This is a genomic window from Mycobacterium sp. IS-1496 (genome assembly GCF_001499995.1).
GTDB lineage: Bacteria > Actinomycetota > Actinomycetes > Mycobacteriales > Mycobacteriaceae > Mycobacterium.
In genome coordinates this window covers 54451-76863 of sequence record NZ_LQIU01000067.1, presented here as the reverse complement: position 1 = coordinate 76863, position 22413 = coordinate 54451, and the positions used below count along the sequence as shown (strand labels likewise).

Sequence of the window (22413 nt, the reverse complement as noted above, 5' to 3'; positions counted from 1 at the left end):
CATCACGGCGTCACCCGGCCAGGGCATTTGGACCCTTGCCTGCGGTCCGACGGCCTCTGGCGGCTCGCACTGAGCACGGCGTCGACCGCATCCGGTACCGCGGCCTGCACCGCGGCGGACAATCCGACCCCGAACCCGGTCTCGGCGACTTCGACGGCGAGCACCAGGAGGTCGTCGGGCATCCTGTTCAAAGCCCGGCCCAGCTCGACCACCGTGGCGATGTCCATGCCGTGGGAGCTCATCGCAGGTGACGACAGGAGCCGATCGGCGGGGCACCGGTGAATGCGGCCCGGCGTCGCCGGTGTGACGACTGCCGCGTCGATCACGACGGCGAGCCGGGCCCCGGCCCACGCGTCGAGGATCTCGCACGGATCGTCGGCCACGCACACAACCCGGACACCGGGCGCGCCTCGGGCGCCGACGGCCGCTGCGACGGCCGGGCCCACCCCGTCGTCACGGCGACAGCTGTTGCCGATGCCTAACACCACGACGTCCCCGATCACGACCACTCACCGCTCATCTGCGCTCGACGGTGAGGGTCAGGAAGTGGGCCGAACACGAGATGCACGGGTCGTGGTTGCGGATCGAGCGCTCGCACATCGACGTCAGCGTCGCGTCGTCGATGTTGAGGTTGCCTGCAACCAGCTGGGCCATCTCGTATTCGATGGCGGCCTGGTTCTGCGCTGTCGGCGGCACCATCGTCGCCGCGGCGATCAGACCGTCGTCGCCGATCTCGTAACGGTGGTACAGCAGCCCGCGCGGCGCTTCGCTGACACCGTGGCCCACCCTGGGGCGCGGTGCGACGTCGACGAAGGGACGCGCAGGCCGCTCGTACTCGTCGATGATCCGCAACGCCTCCTCGATCGCGTAGACGATTTCCACGGCGCGAACCACGATGCTGCGGAACGGGTTTCGGCATTGCGCGCCGAGTCCCGCGTCCGCGGCGGCCTGTCGGGCCGTCGGCGAGAGGGCGGCCGAGTTCAGCGAGTACCGCGCCAGGGGACCGGTCAGATAGCGCTCACCGTCGAGCGTCGCATGCAGCGCCGTGGAGTGCGGCACCTGGCTTTCCCTCACGTGTTCACCGAATTCGGCCACCGGGAACGGGGCTCCGGCGCTGCGCCGGATCGTGCCGTCCTCGATCGCATACCGGTCAGGGTGGGTCAGTGCGAGGAACTCGTGGTCGAATTCCACCTCGGGGCAGTCGAATCCGGCCACCGCGCGAACGGTGAACAAGGCGTCGTCCAGCGCGCGCCGCAACTGTTCGGCGAGTGGTTCGAGCTCGTCGCGGCGCGGCACCGAGTAGAAGCCGCCCAGCCGGACGTTGATCGGATGGATCGAGCGTCCGCCGAGCTGCTCCATGAGCCGGTTCCCGGCCTTCTTCAGGGCCAGCCCGCGCTCCAGGAACTCCCGGTGGTCCTTGGCGAAACCGATGGCGTCGGGGTACCCCAGGAAGTCCGGCGCATGCAGCAGGAGTATGTGCAGGGCGTGGCTGTGAATCCACTCCCCGCAGTACAACAGCCGACGCAGCTCGATCAGCTCGGGGTCGAGCGTCACCCCACACGCATCCTCGATCGCGTTGCAGGCACTCACCTGATAGGCCACCGGACAGATGCCGCACACCCGCGCGGTGATGTCGGGCGGTTCGGTGTGAGCCCGTCCGCGCAGGAAGGCCTCGAAGAACCGCGGTGGCTCGTAGATGTTCAGTTCGACGGTGTCGACCGTGCCGTCGGTCAACGTGACATGCAGCGCGCCTTCACCTTCCACCCGGGTCAACGCGCCGACCGTCAGGGTGCGGATCTCCGGGTTCACGAGTCGTTCCGGTGCTCGGCGAACTCGGCGACGTTGAACGTCGAGAACACCCGCTCGACATCACCGCCCGACATCCCGTCGCGGCGCAGCACCGGGATGAGGGCGGCGGTGTTCGGCGTCGCCGCGGGGCCGAAGCATCCGTAACAGCCACGGTGATACGTCGGACACAGTGCGCCGCAACCGGCGTGGGTGACCGGCCCCAGGCAGGGCACGCCCTCGGCCACCATCACGCACGTCACGCCGCGCAATTTGCATTCGGTGCACACCGTCTTTGCCGGCAGCCGCGGTTTGCGCCCCACCAGCAGTGCGGCGAGGGTGTCGAGCAGCTGCCCGCGGTCGATCGGGCAGCCCTGCAGCTGATAGTCCACCCGGACGTGCGCCGCGGCGGGCGTGGAGGTCGCCAGGGTGTCGATGTAATCGGGCCGGGCGTAGACCACCGACGCGAACTCCTCGACGTCGGCGAAGTTGCGCAGCGCCTGCACTCCGCCTGCGGTCGCGCACGCGCCGATGGTGACCAGCACCTTCGACTGCTCGCGAATCTCCTTGATACGCCGCTGGTCCGCCGCGGTGGTGATCGACCCCTCGACCAGCGACACGTCGTAGGGGCCGCCCAGGATCGCACTCGACGCCTCCAGGAAAGTGGCGATCTGCACCTGACCGGCGAGGGTGAGAAGTTCGTCCTCACAGTCCAGCAGGGTCAGCTGGCAGCCGTCGCAGGAGGCGAACTTCCAGACGCCGAGCGTGGGTGGGCTCATCTACAGCTCCTCGACCTGAAGCAGTGGCTCGGCGACGTCGTATCCCACGACGGGTCCGTCGCGGCACAGCAGGAGCGGGCCGAGCTGGCAGTGCCCGCACCAGCCGATCCCGCACTGCATGTTCCGTTCGAGCGAGACGCGGATGTCGTTGCGGGCGAGCCCTTTGCGAACCAGCTCCGCCGCGCTGTTGCGCATCATCGGTTCGGGACCGCACAGGAACGCGGTGGTGCGGCCCGGCCGGACGGGTAGCCGACGTAGGGGCTCGGTGACGAACCCGACCTCGCCCGGCCAGCCCTGGACGGGCACGTCGACGGTCAGGTGGACGTCGACGGCGCCGCTGTCGGCCCAGCGCCGGAGCTCGTCGGCGAACAGGAAGTCGTCACGTGAGCGGGCGCCGGCGATCAGCGCCACCCTGCCGTAGCGGTCCCGCTCGGCCAGTGCGCCGAGCACCACCGGCCGGAGCGGGGCGAGGCCGACCCCGCCGGCCACGACGACGAGATCGCGCCCCACGGCGTCGTCGAGTCCCCAGTCGGTGCCCAACGGTCCACGCATCCCGATCACGGTGCCGGGCTGCGCGTCGTGCAGCGCCCGGCTCACGGCGCCGACCGCGCGGATGGTGTGGGTGACGGCATCGTCGGTGTCCGTGGGGGACCCGCTGACCGAGATCGCGACCTCGCCGATCCCGAAGGCGTAGAGCATCATGAACTCGCCTGGTTTCGGCGCGCGGAGCGGTTCGCCGACCGGTTCGAGGCGCAAGGTGGCCGAGTCGCGGTTCTCGGCGACGCGCGTGCGCACCCGGTAGGGCACCGGGGTCATCGCCGACGTCGGCGCCGACGTGGTCATGGCGTCAGTCATCGGCGGGTGCCGCCCCGTCGGCCATCGTGGTCATCTCCGCGGTGATGTCGATCCCGGTGGGACACCAGGCGATACAGCGTCCGCAACCCACGCATCCGCTGCTGCCGAACTGGTCGTGCCAGGTGCCGAGTTTGTGGGTGAGCCAGTGCCGGTATCGCGACGGCGCCGACTGCCGGGTGCTTCCTTCGTGGACGAACGTGAAGTCGAGCTCGAAGCACGACGACCAGTGCATCCAGCGCTCGGCGTGTTCGCCGGTGAGGTCGGTGACGTCCTCGACGCTGGTGCAGAAGCAGGTCGGACACACCATGGTGCAGTTCCCGCACGTCAGACACCGACCGGCCACCTCGTCCCACTGGGAGGATTCGCGCGACTCGATCAACAGCCGGCGCAGGTCCGTCTCCGGCATGTGGCGGCCCATGTGATGTGCCGCCTCGCTCACCTCGGCGCGGGCCGAGTCGATCTCGTCCTGTTCGGCGTCGCGGTGGGCGACGGCGGCCAGCACCTCGGCGCCGTCGTCGCTGCCCACGTCCACGACGTAGCGCCGGCCCGCTTCGTCGATGCGCTCGGTGAGGGCGAGGTCGTAGCCGGGGCCGACGGCAGGGCCGGTGTTCATCGACGCGCAGAAGCACAGGCCGCCGGGTTCGGTGCAGTTCACCGCGACGACGAAGATCCGCTTCAGGCGGCCGACGAAGCCCCGGTCCGGATAGGCGCCCTCACCCAGCACACCGTCGAGCACACGGATCGCCGCCAGGTCACATGCCCGTACCCCGACGAAGGCGTACTTCGGGGGCTCCTCCGGTCGGTCGCCGTCCGACGACCACACCCGCTGCCGGGGCGGATGGAGGAACTGCTTCCAGGACTGCGGGCCGGCGGAATGCCCGAACAGCGCGTCGTCGTCGCGACGGCGCAGCTGGTACCGGCCGGGGGCCACCTCCACCCCCCAGCCGCGGGGCAGCTCGTCGGCCGAGGTCAGTTCGGCGAGCACGATCGCGTTGTCCGAGACGGTCGGGCCCACCACCCGGTAGCCGCGCGCAATCAACGCGGCCACCAGCTGCTGCAACCCCGCAGCGTCGATCACCCCGACGCTCACAGGCCTATCGTGCTCTCAGCCTGGAGCTGAGGTAGGGGCATTGGACCCTTTTTCCGCCGACCGCGGCCCTCACCGGCGGGGCGGACGTCACGTCACGGTCCGGATGTGCGACCGTCGGGTGTACGCAATCTCCGGAGTGAACCCTTGATCCACCATCACGCCCTGCCCGCCCTGTTGAGGGCGGCGCCGTCTCTTCTCCTCGTCGTCGCGGTGGCGGCCGGCGGCTGCTCCAGTCCGGCCGCGCCGTCGCCCCCGGCTCCGACGCCCGCGGCGGCCGCGCCCTCCCCCGCACCCAAGGCCGCGCCCACACCGCCGAAACTGCGCCTGGCGGCTGATCCGCTGCGGATCGTCGACGACCTCGTCGCCGACGAGCGGGTGCTGCGCGACCCGTCGTCTCCGGAGGCGCTGATGGTGGCGGCCGCGCGGCGTCAGCAATTGGCCTACCGCGCGCTGGGACGCCACCCCGAATGGGATGCGCAGGTGCGGGCGCGGGTCCCGGCGTGGCTGATCGAGGTCTACGACCGCAACGTCAGCGCGCGGCGCCAGTTGACGGCGTTGAGCAGGGGCGACGCGAAACCGACCCTGCCGGCCTGGCGGATCGTCGCGCCGCGGCCCGCCGACGAGTTGATGGGCTACTACCGCAAGGCGGAGTCGACCTTCGGTGTCGGGTGGAACTATCTGGCGGCGATCAACCTGGTGGAGACGGCGTTCGGGCGCATCGCCGGGGTCAGCACGGCCGGCGCCCAGGGGCCGATGCAGTTCATGCCTGCGACGTTCGCGGCGTACGGCGCGGGCGGCGACATCACCTCCCCCCACGACAGCATCATGGCCGCCGGCCGCTACCTCGCCGCCAACAACTTCGCCCGCAACCCCGACGGCGCGCTGTGGCGGTACAACAACTCGAACGAGTACGTGCGGGCGGTCAGCGATTACGCGGCGGCGCTGGCCCGCGACCCGGCGGCCTTCGAGGGTTTCTACCGCTGGGACGTCTACTACAACTCCACCGCCGGTGACGTGGTGTTGCCCATCGGCTACGCCGCGACCGCACCGATCCCCGTCACCGACTACTTGGCCAAACACCCTCTCGAGCCGCCGGTCATCCGTGTCCACGGCCGCAGCGAGAAGATCCTCGAAGAGCTGCTGCGGGTGCGCAACCACGCTGTGCGCCAACGTGTTCCGTCTGTTGCCGAGGCGGTGTCGAGCAAGTTCCTCGGGGTGCCGTACGGCCCCAACACCCTGGTCGGCTCCACGAACCGACCCGAGGAACTCATCGTCAACGTCGAGGCGGTGGACTGCTTCACATACGTCGACTACGTCGAGGCGCTCAAACGCGCCGACGACCGCGAGGAGTTCGTCGACCGTCTCATCGACGTCCGCTACAAAGACGGTGTCGTCGGGTTCAGCACCCGAAGGCACTTCTTCACCGACTGGTCGGCGGCGACGCCGGCGATCGCGACGGATGTGACCGCGGACCTCGGCGCCCGGGCGAAGACGGTGGCCAAACGCCTCAACAGGAAGAACGACGGCGGGGTGTACCTACCCGGGCTGCCCGAGGTGCCACGCCAGATCACCTACATCCCGAGCGAAGAGATCGACGACGCGGTCGTGGACGGTCTGCGCACCGGTGACTACATCGGGGCGTACGCCGCAGACGGCGGTCTCGACGTCACGCACGTCGGGATGTACGTCGACACCCCGAACGGACCGGCGGTGCGGAATGCGTCGTCGCTGCGGGAACACAACCGGGTGGTCGACGTCCCGTTCTTCGACTACATGCGGACCATCCCGGGCATCGTGGTGCTGCGCCCGACCCAGTAACGCGGCGCCGGTTCGGAGCGATCTGCCAGCGTGCGACATTTTGCAGTACTTGCTCTCGGCATCTTCGTGGGCATCGGTCTCGCTCCGGTTGCCCACGCGACTCCCCTGACGCAACAGTCCAACGAGTGCGACCCGAATTACTCGGGCGCCTGTGTCCCGATCGCCAGCGACGTCGACTGTGCCGGCGGGAGCGGGGACGGTCCGGCCTATGTCGAGGGACCGGTGACCGTCATCGGCGAAGACATCTACGAACTCGATCGAGACGGGAGCGGCACCGGCTGCGAATCGACCCGCTGACTTACTCGACCGCCAACTCCAACCGTTCGAGTCGGCGCACGAGCAGGCTCGGTAACCACCGGCCGACCTCGGCGGCCTCCACGCGGGAGGTCCGGTCGAGGAGATGACGGATCACGATCCTGGCCTCCAGCCTGGCCAACGCCGCTCCCACACAGAAGTGCGCCCCCTTCCCGAACGCGATGTGCCCCTTGCCAGCCGGGCGATCGAGTCGGAACTCTCCGGGCTGGTCGAAGTGGGACGGGTCGCGGTTGGCCGCGCCCCAGAGCAGCAGCAGCCGTGAGCCCGCCGGCAGGTCGACGCCGCACAGCGCGGTGTCGCGGACGACATGCCGGTAATGACCGCGGAACGGGGGCTCGCAGCGCAGCACCTCTTCGAGGAATGCGTCGAGCAGTTCCGGCCGAGCGCGGACCTGCTGCTGGATGTCCTGGCGCGTCGCGAGCGTCCATGCGGCAGAACCGATGAGCGAAGCCGTCGACTCGCCTCCGGCACTGAACAGGGTGATCATCATGGCCAACGCGGTCATATCGTCCAGTGCACCGTCGGCACATGCGACCGCGAGGTCGCCGAGCAGGTTGTCCTGCGGATCGGCGGCCGCCCGCTGGAACTGGTCGGTGATGTAACCGCCCAACTCCAGGACCGCAACAGCCGCGTCGTTCAACTGCTCTTGGGTGACCAACCCCTCGACGACCTGGGTCGCCGAGTAGCCCCACCGGATCAACTTGTCGATGTCGGCGTCGGGCACGCCGATGATCCGCCCGACGATCATCATCGGCAGCCGGTTGGCCAGGGCACCCATCCACTCGATGCGTCCGTCTCGGAGGTGGGTGTCCCAGAGCTGCGTTGCCGTGTCGCCGATGAACGGCTCGAACGCCCGGATGCGTTTGACCGCCAGTTGTGGGAGCAGTGCCTTCCGATGGACCGAATGGGCCGGCTCGTCGGCGGTTGCCAGGGCCTGTGTCGCGCCGCCCAGTTCACCGACGTGGAACTCGGACACGGTTCCACCGGGCTGGTACATCATGGTCGCGGTCAAGTTCGACGAGAAGTCGTCGCAGCGGGCGATCGCCTCGGTCACGGCATCCCACCCGCTCACCGCGTAGAACCCGGACTCGCCGACGCGGTGGACGGCTCCGGCCCGGTGCATCCGCGCGTAGAGCGGGCCCGGGTCCTGGATGGAGGAGTCCTCGAAGAGCGCGAGCCCGAGGGCACCGTCTGGTGACGTCATCGCTCCACGCTGCGCGGCGCGGCGACGCCGCGTCAACGGATGCTCACGAAGTTGACATCCGGCGCGCGCGCTGCGGCACGGCACTGTCTCAACGAAGCTCGCCACGCTGGGTGAACGCTGAAACACGGCACCGCGCTCGTCTCAATGCTGAGATACTTTGCGACAACCGACACGGGGGTTTTCCGATGGTTCGCGACGACTGGGTGGTCGGCGGCGACCGCCGCGGCGCGGCAGCCGAACGCATCTACGCGGCCGCGGTCGACCTCGTCGTGACGGACGGGCTGAACGCCTTCGACATCGACACGCTGGCGAGTCGACTGCACTGCTCCAGGGCCACCATCTACCGCTACGCCGGGGGGAAGGCCCAGATCCGCGACGCGGTGCTGACGCGCCTTGCCGGCGGCGTCATCGAGACGGTCCGCCACGCCGTCGCGAACCGCAGCGGTTCGGATCGAGTCGTCACCGCGATCGTGGTGGCGCTCGAGGAAATCCGGTCCGACCCCATGAGAAAGCTGCTCATGAGCGCGACGAGCGCACCCGGGCTCGGCGAGCTCCACTCGTCACCGGTGCTGCGCCAACTCGCCGCCGATCTCACCGGGATCACCGAGGACGACCCCGTGGCGGCACAGTGGATCGTGCGCGTGGTGATGTCGCTGGCGTACTGGCCGAACCCCGACCCACGTGACGAACGCGAACTGCTGCTCCGCTTCGTCGCGCCTGCGTTCGACGGTCCGCCCGGGTGACTCCCCCACGCCCGAGCCAGGAGGCACGGTGGAACTGGTAGGCCGACGCGCCGAGTGCCGCGTCCTCGACGAATTGCTCGAGGCGCTTCAGTCCGGCCAGAGCCGGGTGCTGGTCGTGTGCGGTGAGCCCGGTATCGGGAAGACCGCCCTGCTCGACGAAGCGGCCGGCCGGGCCGCGGGGTGCCGCGTCGTCCGGATCGCGGGTGTCGAATCGGAAGCGGATTTCGCGTTCTCGGGTCTACATCAGGTGTGCACCGCGATCGCGGAACGGATGGACACCATCACCGGGCCGCAGCGCGACGCCTTGTGCGTCGCTCTCGGTGAGCGCGACGGACCCCCACCGGATCTCTTCCTGGTCGGGCTGGCCGTCCTCAACCTCGTGTCCGAGGCCGCGCAGCACCGCGGTCTGCTGCTGCTCGTCGACGACCAGCATTGGCTCGACCAGGCTTCGGCGCGGGTGATGGCGTTCGTCGCCCGCCGACTGGGCGCCGAGTCCGTCGGGATCGTCTTCGCGACGCGGATCGTCGGAGACGAACTGCGAGACCTGCCCGAGATGACACTCGGGCGGCTGCCCGACGACGATTCGCGAACACTGCTGAGCAGGAACCTCGACGGCCCACTGGACCACCGCCTCCGTGATCGGCTCATCGCCGAGGCACACGGTAATCCGTTGGCCCTGCTGGAGATTCCGCGGTCGCTGGCCCGCGGCGAATTCGCAGGGGGGTTCGGGGATCCGGGCGCGCCCGCGTCGCACAGCCTCGAAGGCACGTACCGTCGCCGGTTGGAGAGTCTTCCGTCGGCGACGCGCCGGCTGCTGGCCCTGGCCGCCGCCGATCCGACCGGGGACCCGTCGGTGCTGTGGCGTGCCGCGGACGTCCTCGGCCTCGACCGCGCCGCCGCCGCCCCTGCACTCGACGCCGGATTGGCCGAGATCGGTAGCCGGGTGCTCTTCCGTCATCCACTCATTCGCTCGACCGCCTACCGGTGCGTGCCCCTGTCGGATCGACAGACGATCCACGCCGCATTGGCCGCGGTCACCGACGCCGATCGCGAACCTGACCGGCGGGCATGGCATCTCGGCCATGCGGCCGTCGGGCCGGACGAGGAGGTCGCCGGCGAACTGGCACGTTCGGCGAACCGGGTCAGAGCACGCGGCGGCGTCACCGCCGCGGCAGCGTTCCTCGAGCGGGCAGCGGCGCTGACGGTCGACCCGGCACGCCGCGGCGAGCTGGCCACCGCCGCGGCATCGGCCAAGGCCCAGGCCGGGGCATTCGACGCGGCGAGGGACCTCCTGGCGATCGCCGAGGCCGTACCGTGCGACGACATCCAGCGCGCGCGCACCGACCTGGTGCGCGCCCAGCTGGCGTTGGTGAGCAGACACGGAAACGACGCCGCCCCATTGCTGCTCGCCGCCGCCCGCCGGCTGGAGTCCGTCGACCCGGCGCTGAGCCGCGAGACGTACCTCGACGCGATGTCCGCAGCACTGTTCGCCGGCCGTCTCGCGGTCGAGGGCAGCATGACCGAGGTGTCGAAGGCGGCCTTCGCCGCAGTACGCCGCCCCGGGGGCGGAGGTCCCGCCGACCTCCTCCTCGACGGCCTTGCGACCCAGCACTGTGCGGGCTTCGAGGAAGGCGTTCCGGCGTTGCGCGAGGCGATCGGCTCCTTCGGCCGAGGTATGACCGCCGAACAGGAGCTGCGGTGGATGGTGTTGGCCTGCCTGGCGTCCACCCGCATCTGGGACATCGAACGGCACGCGACGCTGGCGACCCGGTACGTGCAACTGGCACGAGGTTCGGGTTCTGTCACCCAACTTCCCTTGGCATTGAGCAGCCGCGTCATCCCCTTGCTGTTCACCGGCGACTTCGACCAGGCAGCGCAGACGACGGCGGAGATGTACACGGCCATCGAGGCCATGGGCAGGAACTTGACTCCGTACAGTGAGATCGCGCTGACGGCTTGGCGGGGCCGACACGCCGAGTTGGCCGCGCTCAGCGACACCGCCCGTCGCGACGCGGAGACACGCGGTGAAGGGCACGGCCTGACGGTGATCGCCTGGGCTGAAGCCGTTTCCGGCAACTCACGTGGTGACTACCGGACAGCGCGAGACGCCGCAGCGGACGCGTGGTCCGGCCTGGACGGTGGCGGGGCGTCGGGGTGGGCCCTGCCGGAACTCGTCGAGGCCGCGGCACGACTCGGAGACACCGTCGCCGCAGCGACCGCACTCGATCGTCTGACCGAGATGACCACAGCGAGTGGCACCGACTGGGCCCTCGGCGTCGAGGCGCGGGCGAGGGCGTTGCTGAGCGATCGGTCCGCCGCCGAAGACCTGTACTGCGAGGCGATCGAGCGTTTCGACAGGGCGGGACTGCGACCCGACCTCGGCAGGGCCCGGTTGCTGTACGGCGAGTGGCTGCGCAGGCAGCGCCGTCGGGTCGACGCGCGGGCGCAACTACGCGCGGCTCATGAGCTTTTCGAGTCGATCGGCATGGCGGCGTTCGCACAACGGGCCGAGCGCGAACTGCTGGCCACCGGTGAGCACGCGCGCCGCCGCACCGCGGCGGCGACCACGCCCCTCGAGCTCACCGCACAGGAGACGCAGATCGCCCGGCTTGCGCGTGACGGCATGTCCAACCCGGAGATCGGGGCACGGCTGTTCATCAGTGCCCGCACCGTGCAGTATCACCTCGGCAAGATCTTCGCCAAGCTCGGCATCGAAGCGCGCAGTCAGCTCGCGGCCGTGTTGACCGACGCCCACGGAAGCTGATTCGACTGGCCAGTGGCGGATGCGAATGACCTCCGGCATCCGGAACATCTTCTCTGTCATCCGTCCACAGAGGAGTCCCCATGAAGATGCGTGCCGCGCGCATGTACGGCTACAAGCAGCCCCTGCGCCTCGAGGAGATCGATGTCCCCGCCCCCGGGCCGGAGGAGGTCCTCGTCCGGGTAGGCGGTGCGGGCATGTGCCGCACCGACTTCCAGTTGATCGACGGCTACTTCGACAACGGACTGGCGATGGACTTCCCGATCACGCCGGGACACGAGGTCGCGGGATGGATCGACGGTCTGGGCGCGGCGGTGCCGAGGTCGGCGGGGTTGTCCGAGGGCGATCAGGTGGTGGTGTTCGGCAGCTGGGGGGACGGCGCATGCCGCCAGTGCCACGAGGGCAACGAACAACTCTGCGCGCACGGGGTCTGGGCCGGGTTCGGCCGCCACGGCGGCTACCAGGAGTACCTCCCCGTCAACTACCGCTACCTGATCAAGATGGCGGGAGACGGCGAACTGTCGCCGGACAACCTCGCGCCGCTGACCGACGCGGGGCTGACTCCGTACCGCGGACTCAAGAAGCTCCGCGCGGCAGGCCATCTCGGTGCCGGGCGCACGGTGGCCGTCAGTGGCATCGGCGGGCTGGGAAGCTATGGCGCCCAGTACGCGAAGCTGCTGGGAGGCGGCGCCGACGTGGTCGCGTTCGCGCGTAGCGACGAGAAGCTCAAAATCGCGCTGGAGAACGGGGTGGACCACGCCATCAACGTCCGCGACAAGGACCCCGATGCGGTGCGCAGGGAACTCGAGGCGCTGACTGGACGGCCGGAACTCGACGCGGTGATCGAGTGCGCGGGCTCCGAGGAGGCCATCCGGCTGGCCTTCTCCCTGTTGGCGACCGAGGGTGCCGTGGCGTCCGTCGGGTTGATCGGCAACCGCGTCGACATCCCGCTCTTTCCTCTGGTGGCACGCGAGTACACCTACTTCGGCTCGTTCTGGGGCAACTACAACGACCTGACCGAGGTGCTGTCGCTGGCCGCTGCAGGCAAGGTCAAGCACTCGGTGACCCGTGTGCGGTTCGACGACGTCAACGAGACGCTCGAGGCGATCGCGCGGGGTGACGTCCTGGGTCGTGCCGTCATCGTCTACGACTGACGGGAGCTCCGATGCCATACGAGGACGTCACATCCGGCAACATCGCCACCGTCCAGGCCGGCTTCAACGCGTGGCGCGCCGGGACGGGCAGTCCCTTCGACTCACTCGCGGAGCACGCCACGTGGGAAATCGTGGGCAACTCCGTCGCGTCGCGCGTGTACACCAGCAGGGAGGATTTCCTTACGCATGTCATCCGGCCGTTCAACGCCAGGATGTCCCGGCCACTCGTCCCGACCATCCGCGACATGTTCGCCGACAGGGACACGGTGATCGTGTTCTTCGATGCCGAAGGCGTGGCACGCGACGGGGTTCCCTACCGCAACACCTACGCCTGGTTCCTCACCCTCGACCACGGAAAGATCGTGCGGGCAGCGGCCTTCTTCGACTCGCTCGCGTTCGACGACCTGTGGCGGCGCGTGGCGGTGTGACCGCGCCGCGGGCGTTCGACGGTCCGCCCGGGCCCGTCGGTGCGTATCGTCGCTGGTGTTCGCCAGTCGGGAGGTCGCGGTTCGATGGACACGGTCACCGGTGCTCTGCGCCACGTCCTCGTGGCGACGGACCTGTCCGAACCGGCGGCCGCGGCGGTCATTCGGGCCGCGCATTTGGCCACCGAGCACGGCGCCCGGCTGACCGCCCTGCACGTGGAGCCCACCGGAATGCGCACCGACTTCTCGGAGCCCGCACGGGGTGCGGTCGCGGCACTCGTCGACGGGCTCCTCGATCCGTCGGCTTCCGCCGACGCGGCGCCCACCATCACCGTCCGCCGGGGCAGGGCGGCCGTGGAGATCACCGCCGAAGCGGCCGACACGGCGGCGGATCTCGTGGTCATCGGCGCCAGCGGCGAGCACGGCCTCGTCGAGGCTCTGCTCGGCAGTACGGCGGAGAACGTGGTGCGGATGAGTCCGGTGCCGGTGCTGGTCGTCAAGCGGCCGGGCACGGACAGCTACCGCTCGGTCGTCCTGGCGCTCGACGCCACGACGGAGTCCGCCGAGGCGGCCCGCTTCGGCCTCGGACTGACACCTGCGGCAGACCACGTCGTCGTCCACGTCAGCACCGTCGTCGGCGAGAGCCTGATGCATGCATTCGGTGTGTCCGGCGACGATGTCGAGGGATTGCGGCGGGCCGCGCTCGACCGGGCACGGCGGGATATCTCGCGGCTGACGGGCACGCTGAACCCCTGCCCGCGCGAGATCGCCGTCGTCGGAGGCCATCCGCCGACCGCACTCGAAGGTGCCGCCCGGTCTGTCGACGCGGATCTGATCGTGGTCGGGACGGGCGCCCGCTCGCGGCTGTCCTACGCCTTCCTGGGCAGCGTGGCCCAACACGTGATGCGCGAAGCGCAGTGCGATGTGCTCGTCGTGCCCACGCTCGGCGCGTAGCGCGGGAGGGGCTGCGGCACGGTCATCACCGTGGACCGCGAGACGACGAGACTGCGTCTTTGAACCCGGGTCCGGGTACGGCATAACAGATCGGGAGGTAGACCACCCAGGGAACGACCAGGCACAGGACTACGGCGGACCACATCACGCCCGCTCCGCGCACCGAGTCGTCGGCGCGGAACAGGAAGACGAGCGCATCGACGGTGATCGCGAGAAACCCGTACGCCGAGATGGCGACCGCAGCGACGGCGAGCGCGCCGAAGCGGGAATCGGCGATCGCACCCCAGTCGGAGTGATGTCTGCGGTAGCGGTAGAGACCCAGCGTCCTCACCACGATCATCGAGCAGGCGATCACCGCCATGGCCGCCCCGAAAATCCAGACGGCGGCGACGGCCAGCGCCGACGGCCGGTCCGGGTAGGTCATGAAGACGAGGTACTGGTTCGAGATGTTGACCAGCGACAAGGCTGTGGTCAGCACGATGAAGAAGCTGAAGACGCCACCCAGGGTGGCGAACACCCGACTCTCGATGTCGTTCAAGATCGCGTATTGCACGATCATCCAGCCGATGCTGACGACGAGGACTGTCGCCCCGATCATCAGCATCCCGAACCCCGGCATCGCGAGAGTCCACATGAGATAACACACGTTCTCGCCGCCCGGCGCGACCAGGCCGTCGACGGTGAAGGGCCGACGGGAATGCACCGAGGCGAACAGGAAGGAGTCGGCGGTGAGGATCAGCACGCCGGAGGAGAGCAGCGCGATGGTGTGCGGCGGAGCCGCTTCGCTCTTGCCGAGGAGGAAAGCGACCGCGCCGAGTGCCAGACCGCAGAGCAGGTTGGAGAGGAAGCCGTAATCCCCGACCAGTTCGATGATGCTCATCGTCAAGTCCGTCGAGACACATGAGCCGTCGAGTCGTGGATTCACGAGGGGCTCACCTCCCTCAGCATCGCCGAGACTGCTGTCAGATCACGAAATCACGACCGACCACGATCTGTGCGCAGTTTGGGCGCACGGAACGGGAGGTGGTGGGGCGGGCGGGGCTCGAACCCGCGACCAATGGATTATGAGTCCACGGCTCTAACCGACTGAGCTACCGCCCCCGGCGCGACGAACGCGGCACCATCGTCGCATGCGGCGCGGAGTCGCTCACCCGCACCCACGGCAGCGTCATCAGCACCCACACGGCGACGATCAGCGCCGTCGCGGAGACGATGTACACCGGCCACGGGCCCAGCACGTCCAACAGGCTCGCGGTCACCGGTTTGCCGTTGAGAAACCCGTAGTTGGTGCCGGCGATCCGACTGAACGTGAAGGTGACCGCCGCCCACACCGCCGTCACGATCACGACCAGGCGCAGGCTGCGCCAGCCCGGCCGCATCCCTCGCCCCCACGTCAGGTAGATCGCTGCCCACACCACCGCCAGGTGAATCGCCCAGAACGCCAGGAACGTGTAATGCGGGAAGTCGGGGCCGACCAGCACCGGCGAGATCAGCGCCTGCGCGCTGAGTACCAGACCCCAGTAGTACGTCAGCGCGAACGCCCAGTGCCGCTGCGACCACAGCGCACACGCCGCGGCCACCGTGGCCAGGTCGGTCAACCGCAACGGCACCGATCGCTCGATCGTCGGCGGAAACATCGAGTAGACCAGCACGGCCGCGTAGATCACCGCGGTGAATGCTCCGACGATCCGGCCGAACCGCCGCGACTGGGCTCGAGTCTGCCTGCGCCCCAACCACACCAGGACCACCGCACCCGCCACGAACAGAGCGATCGCGCCCCAGTAGGACGGCCCGTACGCTTCGAACTGCCGTACCGCGGCGACGGTCACGGCGCTCCGGCGAACACCGTCTGCCCGTCGTCGTCCACCAGGTACCGTTCGGTGCCCGACGCCACCCTCGGCGCGTCGGCACGGAACGCGACGGCGATCTTGTTGGTGGCGTTGCGCATGACGTCCAGCGTCAACTCGATCGACTCGTCCTCGGAGAAGCACGCGCGCACACCGAGCGCGACGTCCAGCGGGATCGCCGACGGCGTCCACACCAACGCGTCCACGTACCGCAGGGCGGCCTTGTGCTCAGCGGTCAACCGCTCGGAGTGTTCAAAATCCTGGATCTCGGCGTACAGCGGTTCCGACCCGCCCGCGTCGAGGGCGTGCTCCTCCCGAAGCGATTTGCACAACCGGCAGTTGTGCGCGATCGCCCCGCGAAGCCGCACCACCTCGGTGGTCAGCGGGTCGAGCGCCCGGAGGCGGGCGACCGCGGGGACGAATTCGCCCAGCAGTGCCTGCGACGGGTCGGTCTCGTGGTCCCAGTCCTTCGTGTCGCCGACCGCATGCCCGAGACCCAGCGCCTCGAACCCCGCCCGCACGCGCGGCACGAAGTCGGCGATGAACACCGCGGCGGACACACGAAAGGCCTTGTCCCCCAACACCGCTGCGAACCGCGCGCGCTGGTTGTCCCCGATGCCCGTCACGTCGGTGGCGAACTGCTCGGCGAACGCGGCGACCACCGATTCGGCGTCCGACTTCCCGTCGAACAGGTCGACCTCGACCGGAAGCGGAAGCAGTCGCAGCGCCCGCCCACAGGTCAACCGGATCACCGTGTCGAGGCGCTGGTCTCCCGACGACATCGAGACCAGAGCGGACAGCTGACGGAAGACCGCGTCGAGGGGCACCTTCGGATTATTGCGCCTGACTGACCGAAGACATGTGGAAGTCGGGAATCCGTAACGTCGGCATGGCCGCGCGGGTCGCCCAGTCACCCCATTCCCGTGGCAGCGTCACCTCGCTCACCCCCGCCTCGGTGGCGCGCCGCAGCAGATCGAGCGGGCTCTCGTTGAACCGGAAGTTGTTCACCGCTGCCGACACCTCGCCGTCCTCGATGAGGTAAACGCCGTCGCGTGTCAGTCCGGTCAGCAGGAGCACGGTCGGATCGACCTCGCGGATGTACCACAACGTGCTCAGCAGCAGCCCGCGCTCGGTGGCGGCGATCATGTCGGCCAACTCCGCGGTACCGCCGGTCATCAGCAGGTTTTCGGCCGGCACCGCGACCGGTTCGCCGAACTCGGCCGCCGCGGCCCGCGGATAGGCCAGCGCGCTGACCGCGCCGTCGCGCAACCAGTCCACCCGGCCGATGTCCATTCCGTTGTCGAACACCGACATCCGCTCGGACGACGTGGCCGCCGCGACGAACGGCAGGCACGCCAGGCCGGGGGCGGCCGGGTCGGAGTACAGCGTCAACGGCAGGTCCGTCAACTTCTCCCCCACCCGGGTGCCGCCGGGCGCCGACAGTGCGGTGCGACCCTCCTGAGCACCACGACCGTCCATCGTCCAGGTCAGGTAGATCATCATGTCGGCGACGGTGGACGGCGGCATGATCGTCTCGTACCGCCCCGCGGGTAATTCGACCGTGCGCTCGGCCCAGCCCAGCCGCATCGCGAGGTCTTCGAGCAGGGAATCCGTTGGCACGTTGACGAAGTCGGGTGTGCTGATACCCGCCCACGCGCTCGCGCCGCCGCGCTTGGCGTTGATCTCGACCGATCCGGTGGGCTGCGTGTACCGCCTGCGCACACCGGTCGACGTCGCGACGAACGTCGTCTCCAGCTCGTGGCGGGCGAAGCCGTAGAGTGCGTTCTCGCCGCGAAATCCACGCGCCAGGCTGCCTGCCACCCCGGCGAACACCTCCGCCCCGGTCGTCGGCACCGGCAGGTCCCAGTCGCCCGGGGTATCGGTCGGCGGGAGCGGCGGCGCACTGTCGCGGGCCTCGGGCGCGGCCACGGCGGCGTCCTGCGACGCCGCCACCAGCGCGGTGATCGCGGCCGGTTCCACCTCGCTGGAGCGCACCGATCCGACGTGCGCACTCTTACCCTGCCGCACGATCGAAATGACCGTGGTGCTGCGGCTGAACGACTCGCCGTTGGTGGTCATCGAATTGCCCGCCCACCGCAGCGAGGCATCGGCGCGGTCGGTGACCAGCACGATCGTCTCGTCGGCCCGACCGCGGCGGGCCGCCTCGGCGAGGACCGCCTCGACGACGTCCTGAGGCCCGATCACTGGCCCGCCTCCGCCCGCGTGTTGAGCACGTTGATCCCCCGGAAGAGCGCCGACGGACAGCCGTGGCTGACCGCCGCCACCTGCCCAGGCTGCGCCTTCCCGCAATTGAGTGCCCCGCCGAGCCGCCACGTCGACGGTCCGCCGACCGCCTCGAGCGCACCCCAGAACTCCAGTGTCGTCGCCTGATACGCCACATCACGCACCTGACCGTCGAGGCGGCCGTCGCGGATCCGGAAGAACCGCTGACCGGTGAACTGGAAGTTGTAGCGCTGCATGTCGATAGACCAGCTCTTGTCGCCGACGATGTAGAGGCCGTCCTCGACGCGGGCGATGAGCTCGTCGGTGCTGACGTCCTCGGCCGCCGGCTGCAGCGACACGTTCGCCATCCGCTGGATCGGCACGTGGTGCGGCGAGTCCGCGTAGGAGCATCCGTTGGACCGCGCCACGCCGAGGCGCGGGGCGAAGACCCGGTCGAGCTGATAGCCGACGAAGACGCCGTCGCGCACCAGGTCCCAGCTCTGGGCGCGCACCCCTTCGTCGTCGAAACCGATTGACGCCAGGCCGTATTCGACCGTGCGGTCGGCGGTCACGTTCATCACCGGTGACCCGTACCGCATCGTGCCGAGCTTGTCGGGGGTGGCGAACGACGTACCGGCGTAGGCGGCCTCGTAGCCGATGGCCCGGTCGTACTCGGTGGCGTGGCCGATGGATTCGTGAATCGTCAGCCACAGGTTGGAGGGGTCGATCACCAGATCGGTGGGGCCGGCGGCCACGCTGGGAGCCTTGACCTTCTCGGCGAGCAGGGCCGGCAACTGCGCGAGTTCGCCGGTCCAGTCCCAGACCTCGTCACCGGCGACGACCTCCCAGCCGCGCGCGGTGGGCGGGGCCAGCGTGCGCATGGTCTCGAACGTGCCCGCGGCGGCGTCGACGGAGACGGCGTCCAGCGTCGGCAGCACCCGGACCCGCTGCTGGGTGATCGACGAGCCGAACGTGTCGGCGTAGAACGTCTGCTCCTTGGCGGTGTGCAGACCGGCCGACACGTGGTCGACCCCGTCCGCGGCGAGCAGCCGTCCGGAGTACTCGCCCAGCACGGCGATCTTCTCGTCGGCAGGCACCGTGAACGGGTCGACGCGGTAGTCCGACACCCAGGTGACGTCGCGGTACACCGGTTCGGGTGCGAGCTCGATGCGTTCGGCGTTGAGCGGCGCCAACGTCCTGGCCACGGCGACCGCCCGCCGCGCGGTGTCGGCGGCCACGGCCGGGTCGAGTTCGGCGTGCGAGGCGAACCCCCACGTGCCGTCGACGATCACCCGCACCGCCAGCCCGATCTCGCGGTCGATGACGGCGGTCTCCAGTTCGCCGTCGCGCAGCTGCACCAGTTCACTGGTGATCGCGTGGATCCTCAGGTCGGCGTAGGTCGCCCCGGCCGCCAGCGCAGCCGACAGCGCGGCGTCGGCCAGGTGCTGTCGTGGCAGGGCGAGGAAGTCGGCGTCGACACGTCGGGGCGCTGGCACGCGCTCCACCGTAATGGCGATCCGGTGTCGACACCGATCAGGTGGGCGCCGAACTCGTCGGCAGCACGGTCAATTCCACGGCCAGCGCGGCGCCGCACACCACGACGATGACCGCCAGGGTGATCCAGTCACGCGCCTTGGGTCCCGACGGGGCGGCCGAGATCTGACCCGTTCCGCCGCGGGCGGTGATCGCATCGCCCATCTCGTCGGCGCGGCGCAACGCGGCCGTGACCGCCGCGGCGAGCAGGTCGACGATCTCGATCAGCCACCGCTTGCGGCGGGCCTTGCGGCTCGACAGGTGCTGTTTGGGGCGGAGCCGCCGCGCCGCATACAGCGTCGCGAACTCGTCGATGAGCATCGGGAACGCCCGCAGCGCCAGCGCGATCGCGACCGCCCAGTCGTCGATCGGGATCCGGACCGCCCGCAGCGGGCGGCCCAGTTTGGCCACCGCGGGGGCGATCTCGGCGACGTTGGTCGTCCACGACACCATCGCGCCCAGACCGAGCAGCACGATCGACAACGCGGTGATGCGCAGAAAGTTGAACAGGCCGCCGAGCCCGACCTCGACCGACCCGAGCGCGACGACCGGATCACCGCCACCGAAGGTGGCCGTCAACCCGCCCAGGAACAGCAGACCCCACAACCAGGCCGGGATGGACGGCAGCGTCCCGCGCGGGATGTGCGCCAGCCGCGCCGCCACGAGCACCAGTGCCCCGACCGCGGCGATCGGCACCCAGCCCGGATAGAAGGTGAGCAGCACCCCGATCGCGGCGACCGCGATGAGCTTGGTGCCGGCCCACAGGTCGTGGATGACCGAGCGCCCCGGTACCGGGCGCAGCAGCACCACCGGCCGGCGCGGCTTGCGGGCGGGCGCGGTCACGACACACCGCCCGCAGTCGCCGAAGCGGGCGCGAGCAGCCCGTCGCGCAGATGCAGGGTCCGCGGGCACAGCTCCTCGAGCCCGGAGAAATCGTGCGAGATGACGATCACCGTGAGCCCGGCGTTGCGCCGCAGATCGGTGACCAGCCGCAGCAGCCCGCGCTGACTGGCCGCGTCCAGCCCGGCCAGCGGTTCGTCGAGGATCAGCGCCCGCGGTTTGCGGGCCAGCAGTCCGGCGAGCACGACCCGGCGCATCTGCCCACCGCTGAGCTGGTCGATGCGCCGGTCGGCCATCGTCGCGTCCAGCCCGACCGTCGCGAGCGCCTGCCGGACGCGGTCGTGGTCATGGTGGGAGAACCCCGCGGCCGAGGCGATCTCCCGGCCGACGTGGCTGCGCATCAGCTGCAGGCGCGCGGCCTGGAACGAGATGGCGACGGCGCCGACCTGGTCGGACACGGGTCGGCCGTCGAGCAGGCAGCTGCCGGTGGTTGGAACGGTCAACCCCGCCATGATCCAGGCCAGCGTCGACTTCCCGGAGCCGTTGAGCCCGTGGATCAGCAGGCCGTCACCCTCGGGCACCGTGAACTCGATGTCGCGCAACGCCGTCTTGGCCCACGGGGTGCCGGTGGCGTACTCATGACCGACACCGGTCAGTTCGAGGACCGGTGCGGCGCCGGTGTCGGCGACGGGCGTGGTGCCCGCCGGTGCGTCGGCGGTCTCGACCATCTCGGTGTTGTCGGCCGCGCCGCCGTTGCCGGTGAGGTTGATCGTGCGGTCGGCGACCCCGGCCTCGTCGTTGTAATGGGTGATGTGCACCAGGGACATGTCGTGGTGTTCGGTCAGCCCCGAAAGCACCTGGATGAGACCGTCGCGGCCCTGCTGGTCGACCATGCTGGTGACCTCGTCGGCGATGAGCAGCGAGGGTTCGCGGGCCAGCGCGGCGGCCACGGCGAGCCGCTGTAGTTCGCCACCGGAGAGCCCACCGGTGTCGCGCTCCTCCATACCGTCGAGGCCCACCTCGGACAGCAGCCTGGGCACGTCGGTCTTCGTACCGGGCGGCAGACCCCAGACGACGTCGTCGGCCACGCGGGTGCCCAGCACCTGACTCTCCGGGTGCTGCATGACCACCGCGGTGCCGCCCAGCCGCCCCAGGCCGACCGCACCTGGGCGCTCGACGGTGCCCGCGGTCGGCTCCCGGCCCGCCAGCACGAGCATCAGCGTCGTCTTGCCCGATCCGTTGGCGCCGGTGACCGCGACGTGTTCGCCGGGCCCGACCGTCAGGGACACCGGACCCAGGGCGTCCTGCCCGGTGTTGGGATAGCGGAACCGCACGTCGCGCAGGTTCGTCGGAACCGGTGCGACGGACCCGCTCTCGGCGGCGGCCTCGAGTTTGTGTACGTCCGGGATGCTGACGAGGCGGCCGAGGACCCGCGACAGCGCCCACCACCCGACCAGCGTCACCATGGTGATGCTGAGGATCCCGGACCCCCCGATGACCAGCGGCCAGTAGTCCAGCGCGGTCGCGAAGTCGCGTTTGAGCCGTTCGGCCGTGCCCTCCATGTCGGGGATGCGGGACAGGACCGCGGCGACGCCGTTGACGTTGGCGGTCAGCGAATCGAAGATCAGGTTCCGCAGCCGTGAGAGGACGGCGAGCGCGGCGACGGCGGCCGCTCCGAAGGCGGTACCGGCGATCAGGGCGGCCACGAACACGGTGGGCGTGCCACGGCCGCGCCGTTTGACGATGCCGGTCAGACCGCCGATGTAGGCGCAGTCGATCACCGACATCATCCCGCCCATGCCCGCGATCAGGAACGCGATGGTGGCGCCCGCGACGGTGGCGGCCAGTAGCACCCGCAGGCGGTAGCGATAGGCCAGCAAACCCATCGGCACGGTGCCGAGCAGGGACAGCGCGGCGGCGAACGGCACGACCACGGCGATGATCGCCGTCGCCGCGCACAGGGCGGCCATCACGGACGCCTGGGCCAGTTCCCCGGGCTGCAACGATCCGGCGCGGCGAGCCTGGCTCGGCGTCGGGGTTGCGGTCATCACCCGATTCTGCCAGTCGGCCCCGGCGGGCCCGCGTGC

The 22413-nt window shown here is 69.8% G+C and carries 20 protein-coding genes and 1 tRNA gene; 7 read left to right on the top strand and 14 right to left on the bottom strand.

The annotated features are described in order from the left end of the window. Positions 1-2 precede the first annotated feature (2 nt). Genes AU195_RS22950 through AU195_RS22930 form a run of 5 tightly spaced genes read right to left on the bottom strand, consistent with a single transcriptional unit; the run spans position 3 to position 4509 of the window. Positions 3-503, bottom strand: coding sequence for a hydrogenase maturation protease (locus tag AU195_RS22950; RefSeq protein ID WP_502687373.1), 501 nt, complete (start codon positions 501-503; stop codon positions 3-5). A gap of 13 nt (positions 504-516) precedes the next feature. Further along, entirely contained in the window at positions 517-1809 is a 1293-nt protein-coding gene (locus AU195_RS22945) for a Ni/Fe hydrogenase subunit alpha (RefSeq protein ID WP_059161314.1), read from the bottom strand. Continuing rightward, on the bottom strand, positions 1806-2564 hold the full coding sequence (locus AU195_RS22940; protein WP_059161313.1) for an NADH-quinone oxidoreductase subunit B family protein: 759 nt from the start codon (positions 2562-2564) through the stop codon (positions 1806-1808). The genes AU195_RS22945 and AU195_RS22940 overlap by 4 nt, the downstream gene beginning before the upstream one ends. Then, on the bottom strand, positions 2565-3419 hold the full coding sequence (locus tag AU195_RS22935) for an FAD/NAD(P)-binding protein (RefSeq protein WP_059161312.1): 855 nt from the start codon (positions 3417-3419) through the stop codon (positions 2565-2567). Further along, complete coding sequence (locus AU195_RS22930) at positions 3412-4509, bottom strand: 4Fe-4S dicluster domain-containing protein (RefSeq protein WP_172800690.1); 1098 nt, start codon at positions 4507-4509, stop codon at positions 3412-3414. Before AU195_RS22930 ends, AU195_RS22935 begins: the two co-directional genes overlap by 8 nt. A 144-nt stretch (positions 4510-4653) precedes the next feature. Here AU195_RS22930 and AU195_RS26510 point away from each other — a divergent pair, with 144 nt between their 5' ends. Continuing rightward, positions 4654-6327 (top strand): N-acetylmuramoyl-L-alanine amidase-like domain-containing protein, encoded by a 1674-nt coding sequence (locus AU195_RS26510; RefSeq protein ID WP_059161311.1) that lies wholly within the window; start codon positions 4654-4656, stop codon positions 6325-6327. A gap of 66 nt (positions 6328-6393) precedes the next feature. Further along, on the top strand, positions 6394-6624 hold the full coding sequence (locus tag AU195_RS22920; protein ID WP_286149459.1) for a hypothetical protein: 231 nt from the start codon (positions 6394-6396) through the stop codon (positions 6622-6624). 1 nt (position 6625) lies between these two features. On the opposite strand, the gene AU195_RS22915 is transcribed toward AU195_RS22920, so the two are convergent. After that, positions 6626-7846: a cytochrome P450 gene (locus tag AU195_RS22915; protein WP_059161309.1), complete on the bottom strand. Its 1221-nt coding sequence runs from the start codon at positions 7844-7846 to the stop codon at positions 6626-6628. A gap of 185 nt (positions 7847-8031) precedes the next feature. Between AU195_RS22915 and AU195_RS22910 the strand changes: the two genes are divergently transcribed. The 5 genes from AU195_RS22910 (at position 8032) to AU195_RS22890 (ending at position 13883) form a co-directional block, all read left to right on the top strand. After that, complete coding sequence (locus tag AU195_RS22910) at positions 8032-8589, top strand: TetR/AcrR family transcriptional regulator (protein WP_059161308.1); 558 nt, start codon at positions 8032-8034, stop codon at positions 8587-8589. A gap of 28 nt (positions 8590-8617) precedes the next feature. Then, on the top strand, positions 8618-11353 hold the full coding sequence (locus tag AU195_RS22905) for a helix-turn-helix transcriptional regulator (protein ID WP_082703173.1): 2736 nt from the start codon (positions 8618-8620) through the stop codon (positions 11351-11353). Between the two features lie 80 nt (positions 11354-11433). Then, complete coding sequence (locus AU195_RS22900) at positions 11434-12504, top strand: NAD(P)-dependent alcohol dehydrogenase (protein WP_082703172.1); 1071 nt, start codon at positions 11434-11436, stop codon at positions 12502-12504. Positions 12505-12515: 11 nt separating this feature from the next. Then, the gene (locus AU195_RS22895) at positions 12516-12932 is read left to right on the top strand and encodes a nuclear transport factor 2 family protein (protein ID WP_082703171.1); all 417 of its coding nucleotides are present in this window, start codon (positions 12516-12518) and stop codon (positions 12930-12932) included. Between the two features lie 84 nt (positions 12933-13016). Continuing rightward, positions 13017-13883 carry a universal stress protein gene (locus AU195_RS22890; protein WP_059161306.1) on the top strand — a complete coding sequence of 289 codons (867 nt, stop codon included), beginning with the start codon at positions 13017-13019 and terminating at the stop codon, positions 13881-13883. 25 nt (positions 13884-13908) lie between these two features. Here AU195_RS22890 and AU195_RS22885 read toward each other — a convergent pair whose 3' ends face one another. From AU195_RS22885 to AU195_RS22855, 8 genes are all read right to left on the bottom strand, one after another. Continuing rightward, positions 13909-14763: a hypothetical protein gene (locus tag AU195_RS22885; RefSeq protein WP_286149458.1), complete on the bottom strand. Its 855-nt coding sequence runs from the start codon at positions 14761-14763 to the stop codon at positions 13909-13911. Positions 14764-14907: 144 nt separating this feature from the next. After that, positions 14908-14984, bottom strand: a tRNA-Ile gene (locus AU195_RS22880). Continuing rightward, entirely contained in the window at positions 14975-15712 is a 738-nt protein-coding gene (locus tag AU195_RS25455; protein WP_082703170.1) for a YwaF family protein, read from the bottom strand. The genes AU195_RS22880 and AU195_RS25455 overlap by 10 nt, the downstream gene beginning before the upstream one ends. After that, on the bottom strand, positions 15709-16512 hold the full coding sequence (locus tag AU195_RS22875) for a carboxymuconolactone decarboxylase family protein (protein ID WP_059161401.1): 804 nt from the start codon (positions 16510-16512) through the stop codon (positions 15709-15711). Before AU195_RS22875 ends, AU195_RS25455 begins: the two co-directional genes overlap by 4 nt. A 52-nt stretch (positions 16513-16564) precedes the next feature. Beyond that, positions 16565-17935: a TldD/PmbA family protein gene (locus tag AU195_RS22870; protein ID WP_059161304.1), complete on the bottom strand. Its 1371-nt coding sequence runs from the start codon at positions 17933-17935 to the stop codon at positions 16565-16567. Then, positions 17932-19449, bottom strand: a complete 1518-nt coding sequence (locus tag AU195_RS22865; protein ID WP_059161400.1) for a TldD/PmbA family protein — start codon at positions 19447-19449, stop codon at positions 17932-17934. The genes AU195_RS22870 and AU195_RS22865 overlap by 4 nt, the downstream gene beginning before the upstream one ends. A gap of 37 nt (positions 19450-19486) precedes the next feature. After that, a complete protein-coding gene (locus tag AU195_RS22860; RefSeq protein WP_059161303.1) occupies positions 19487-20329 on the bottom strand; it encodes a CbiQ family ECF transporter T component in 843 nt (280 codons plus the stop codon). After that, entirely contained in the window at positions 20326-22374 is a 2049-nt protein-coding gene (locus tag AU195_RS22855) for an ABC transporter ATP-binding protein (RefSeq protein ID WP_059161302.1), read from the bottom strand. The genes AU195_RS22860 and AU195_RS22855 overlap by 4 nt, the downstream gene beginning before the upstream one ends. Positions 22375-22413: the final 39 nt, after the last annotated feature.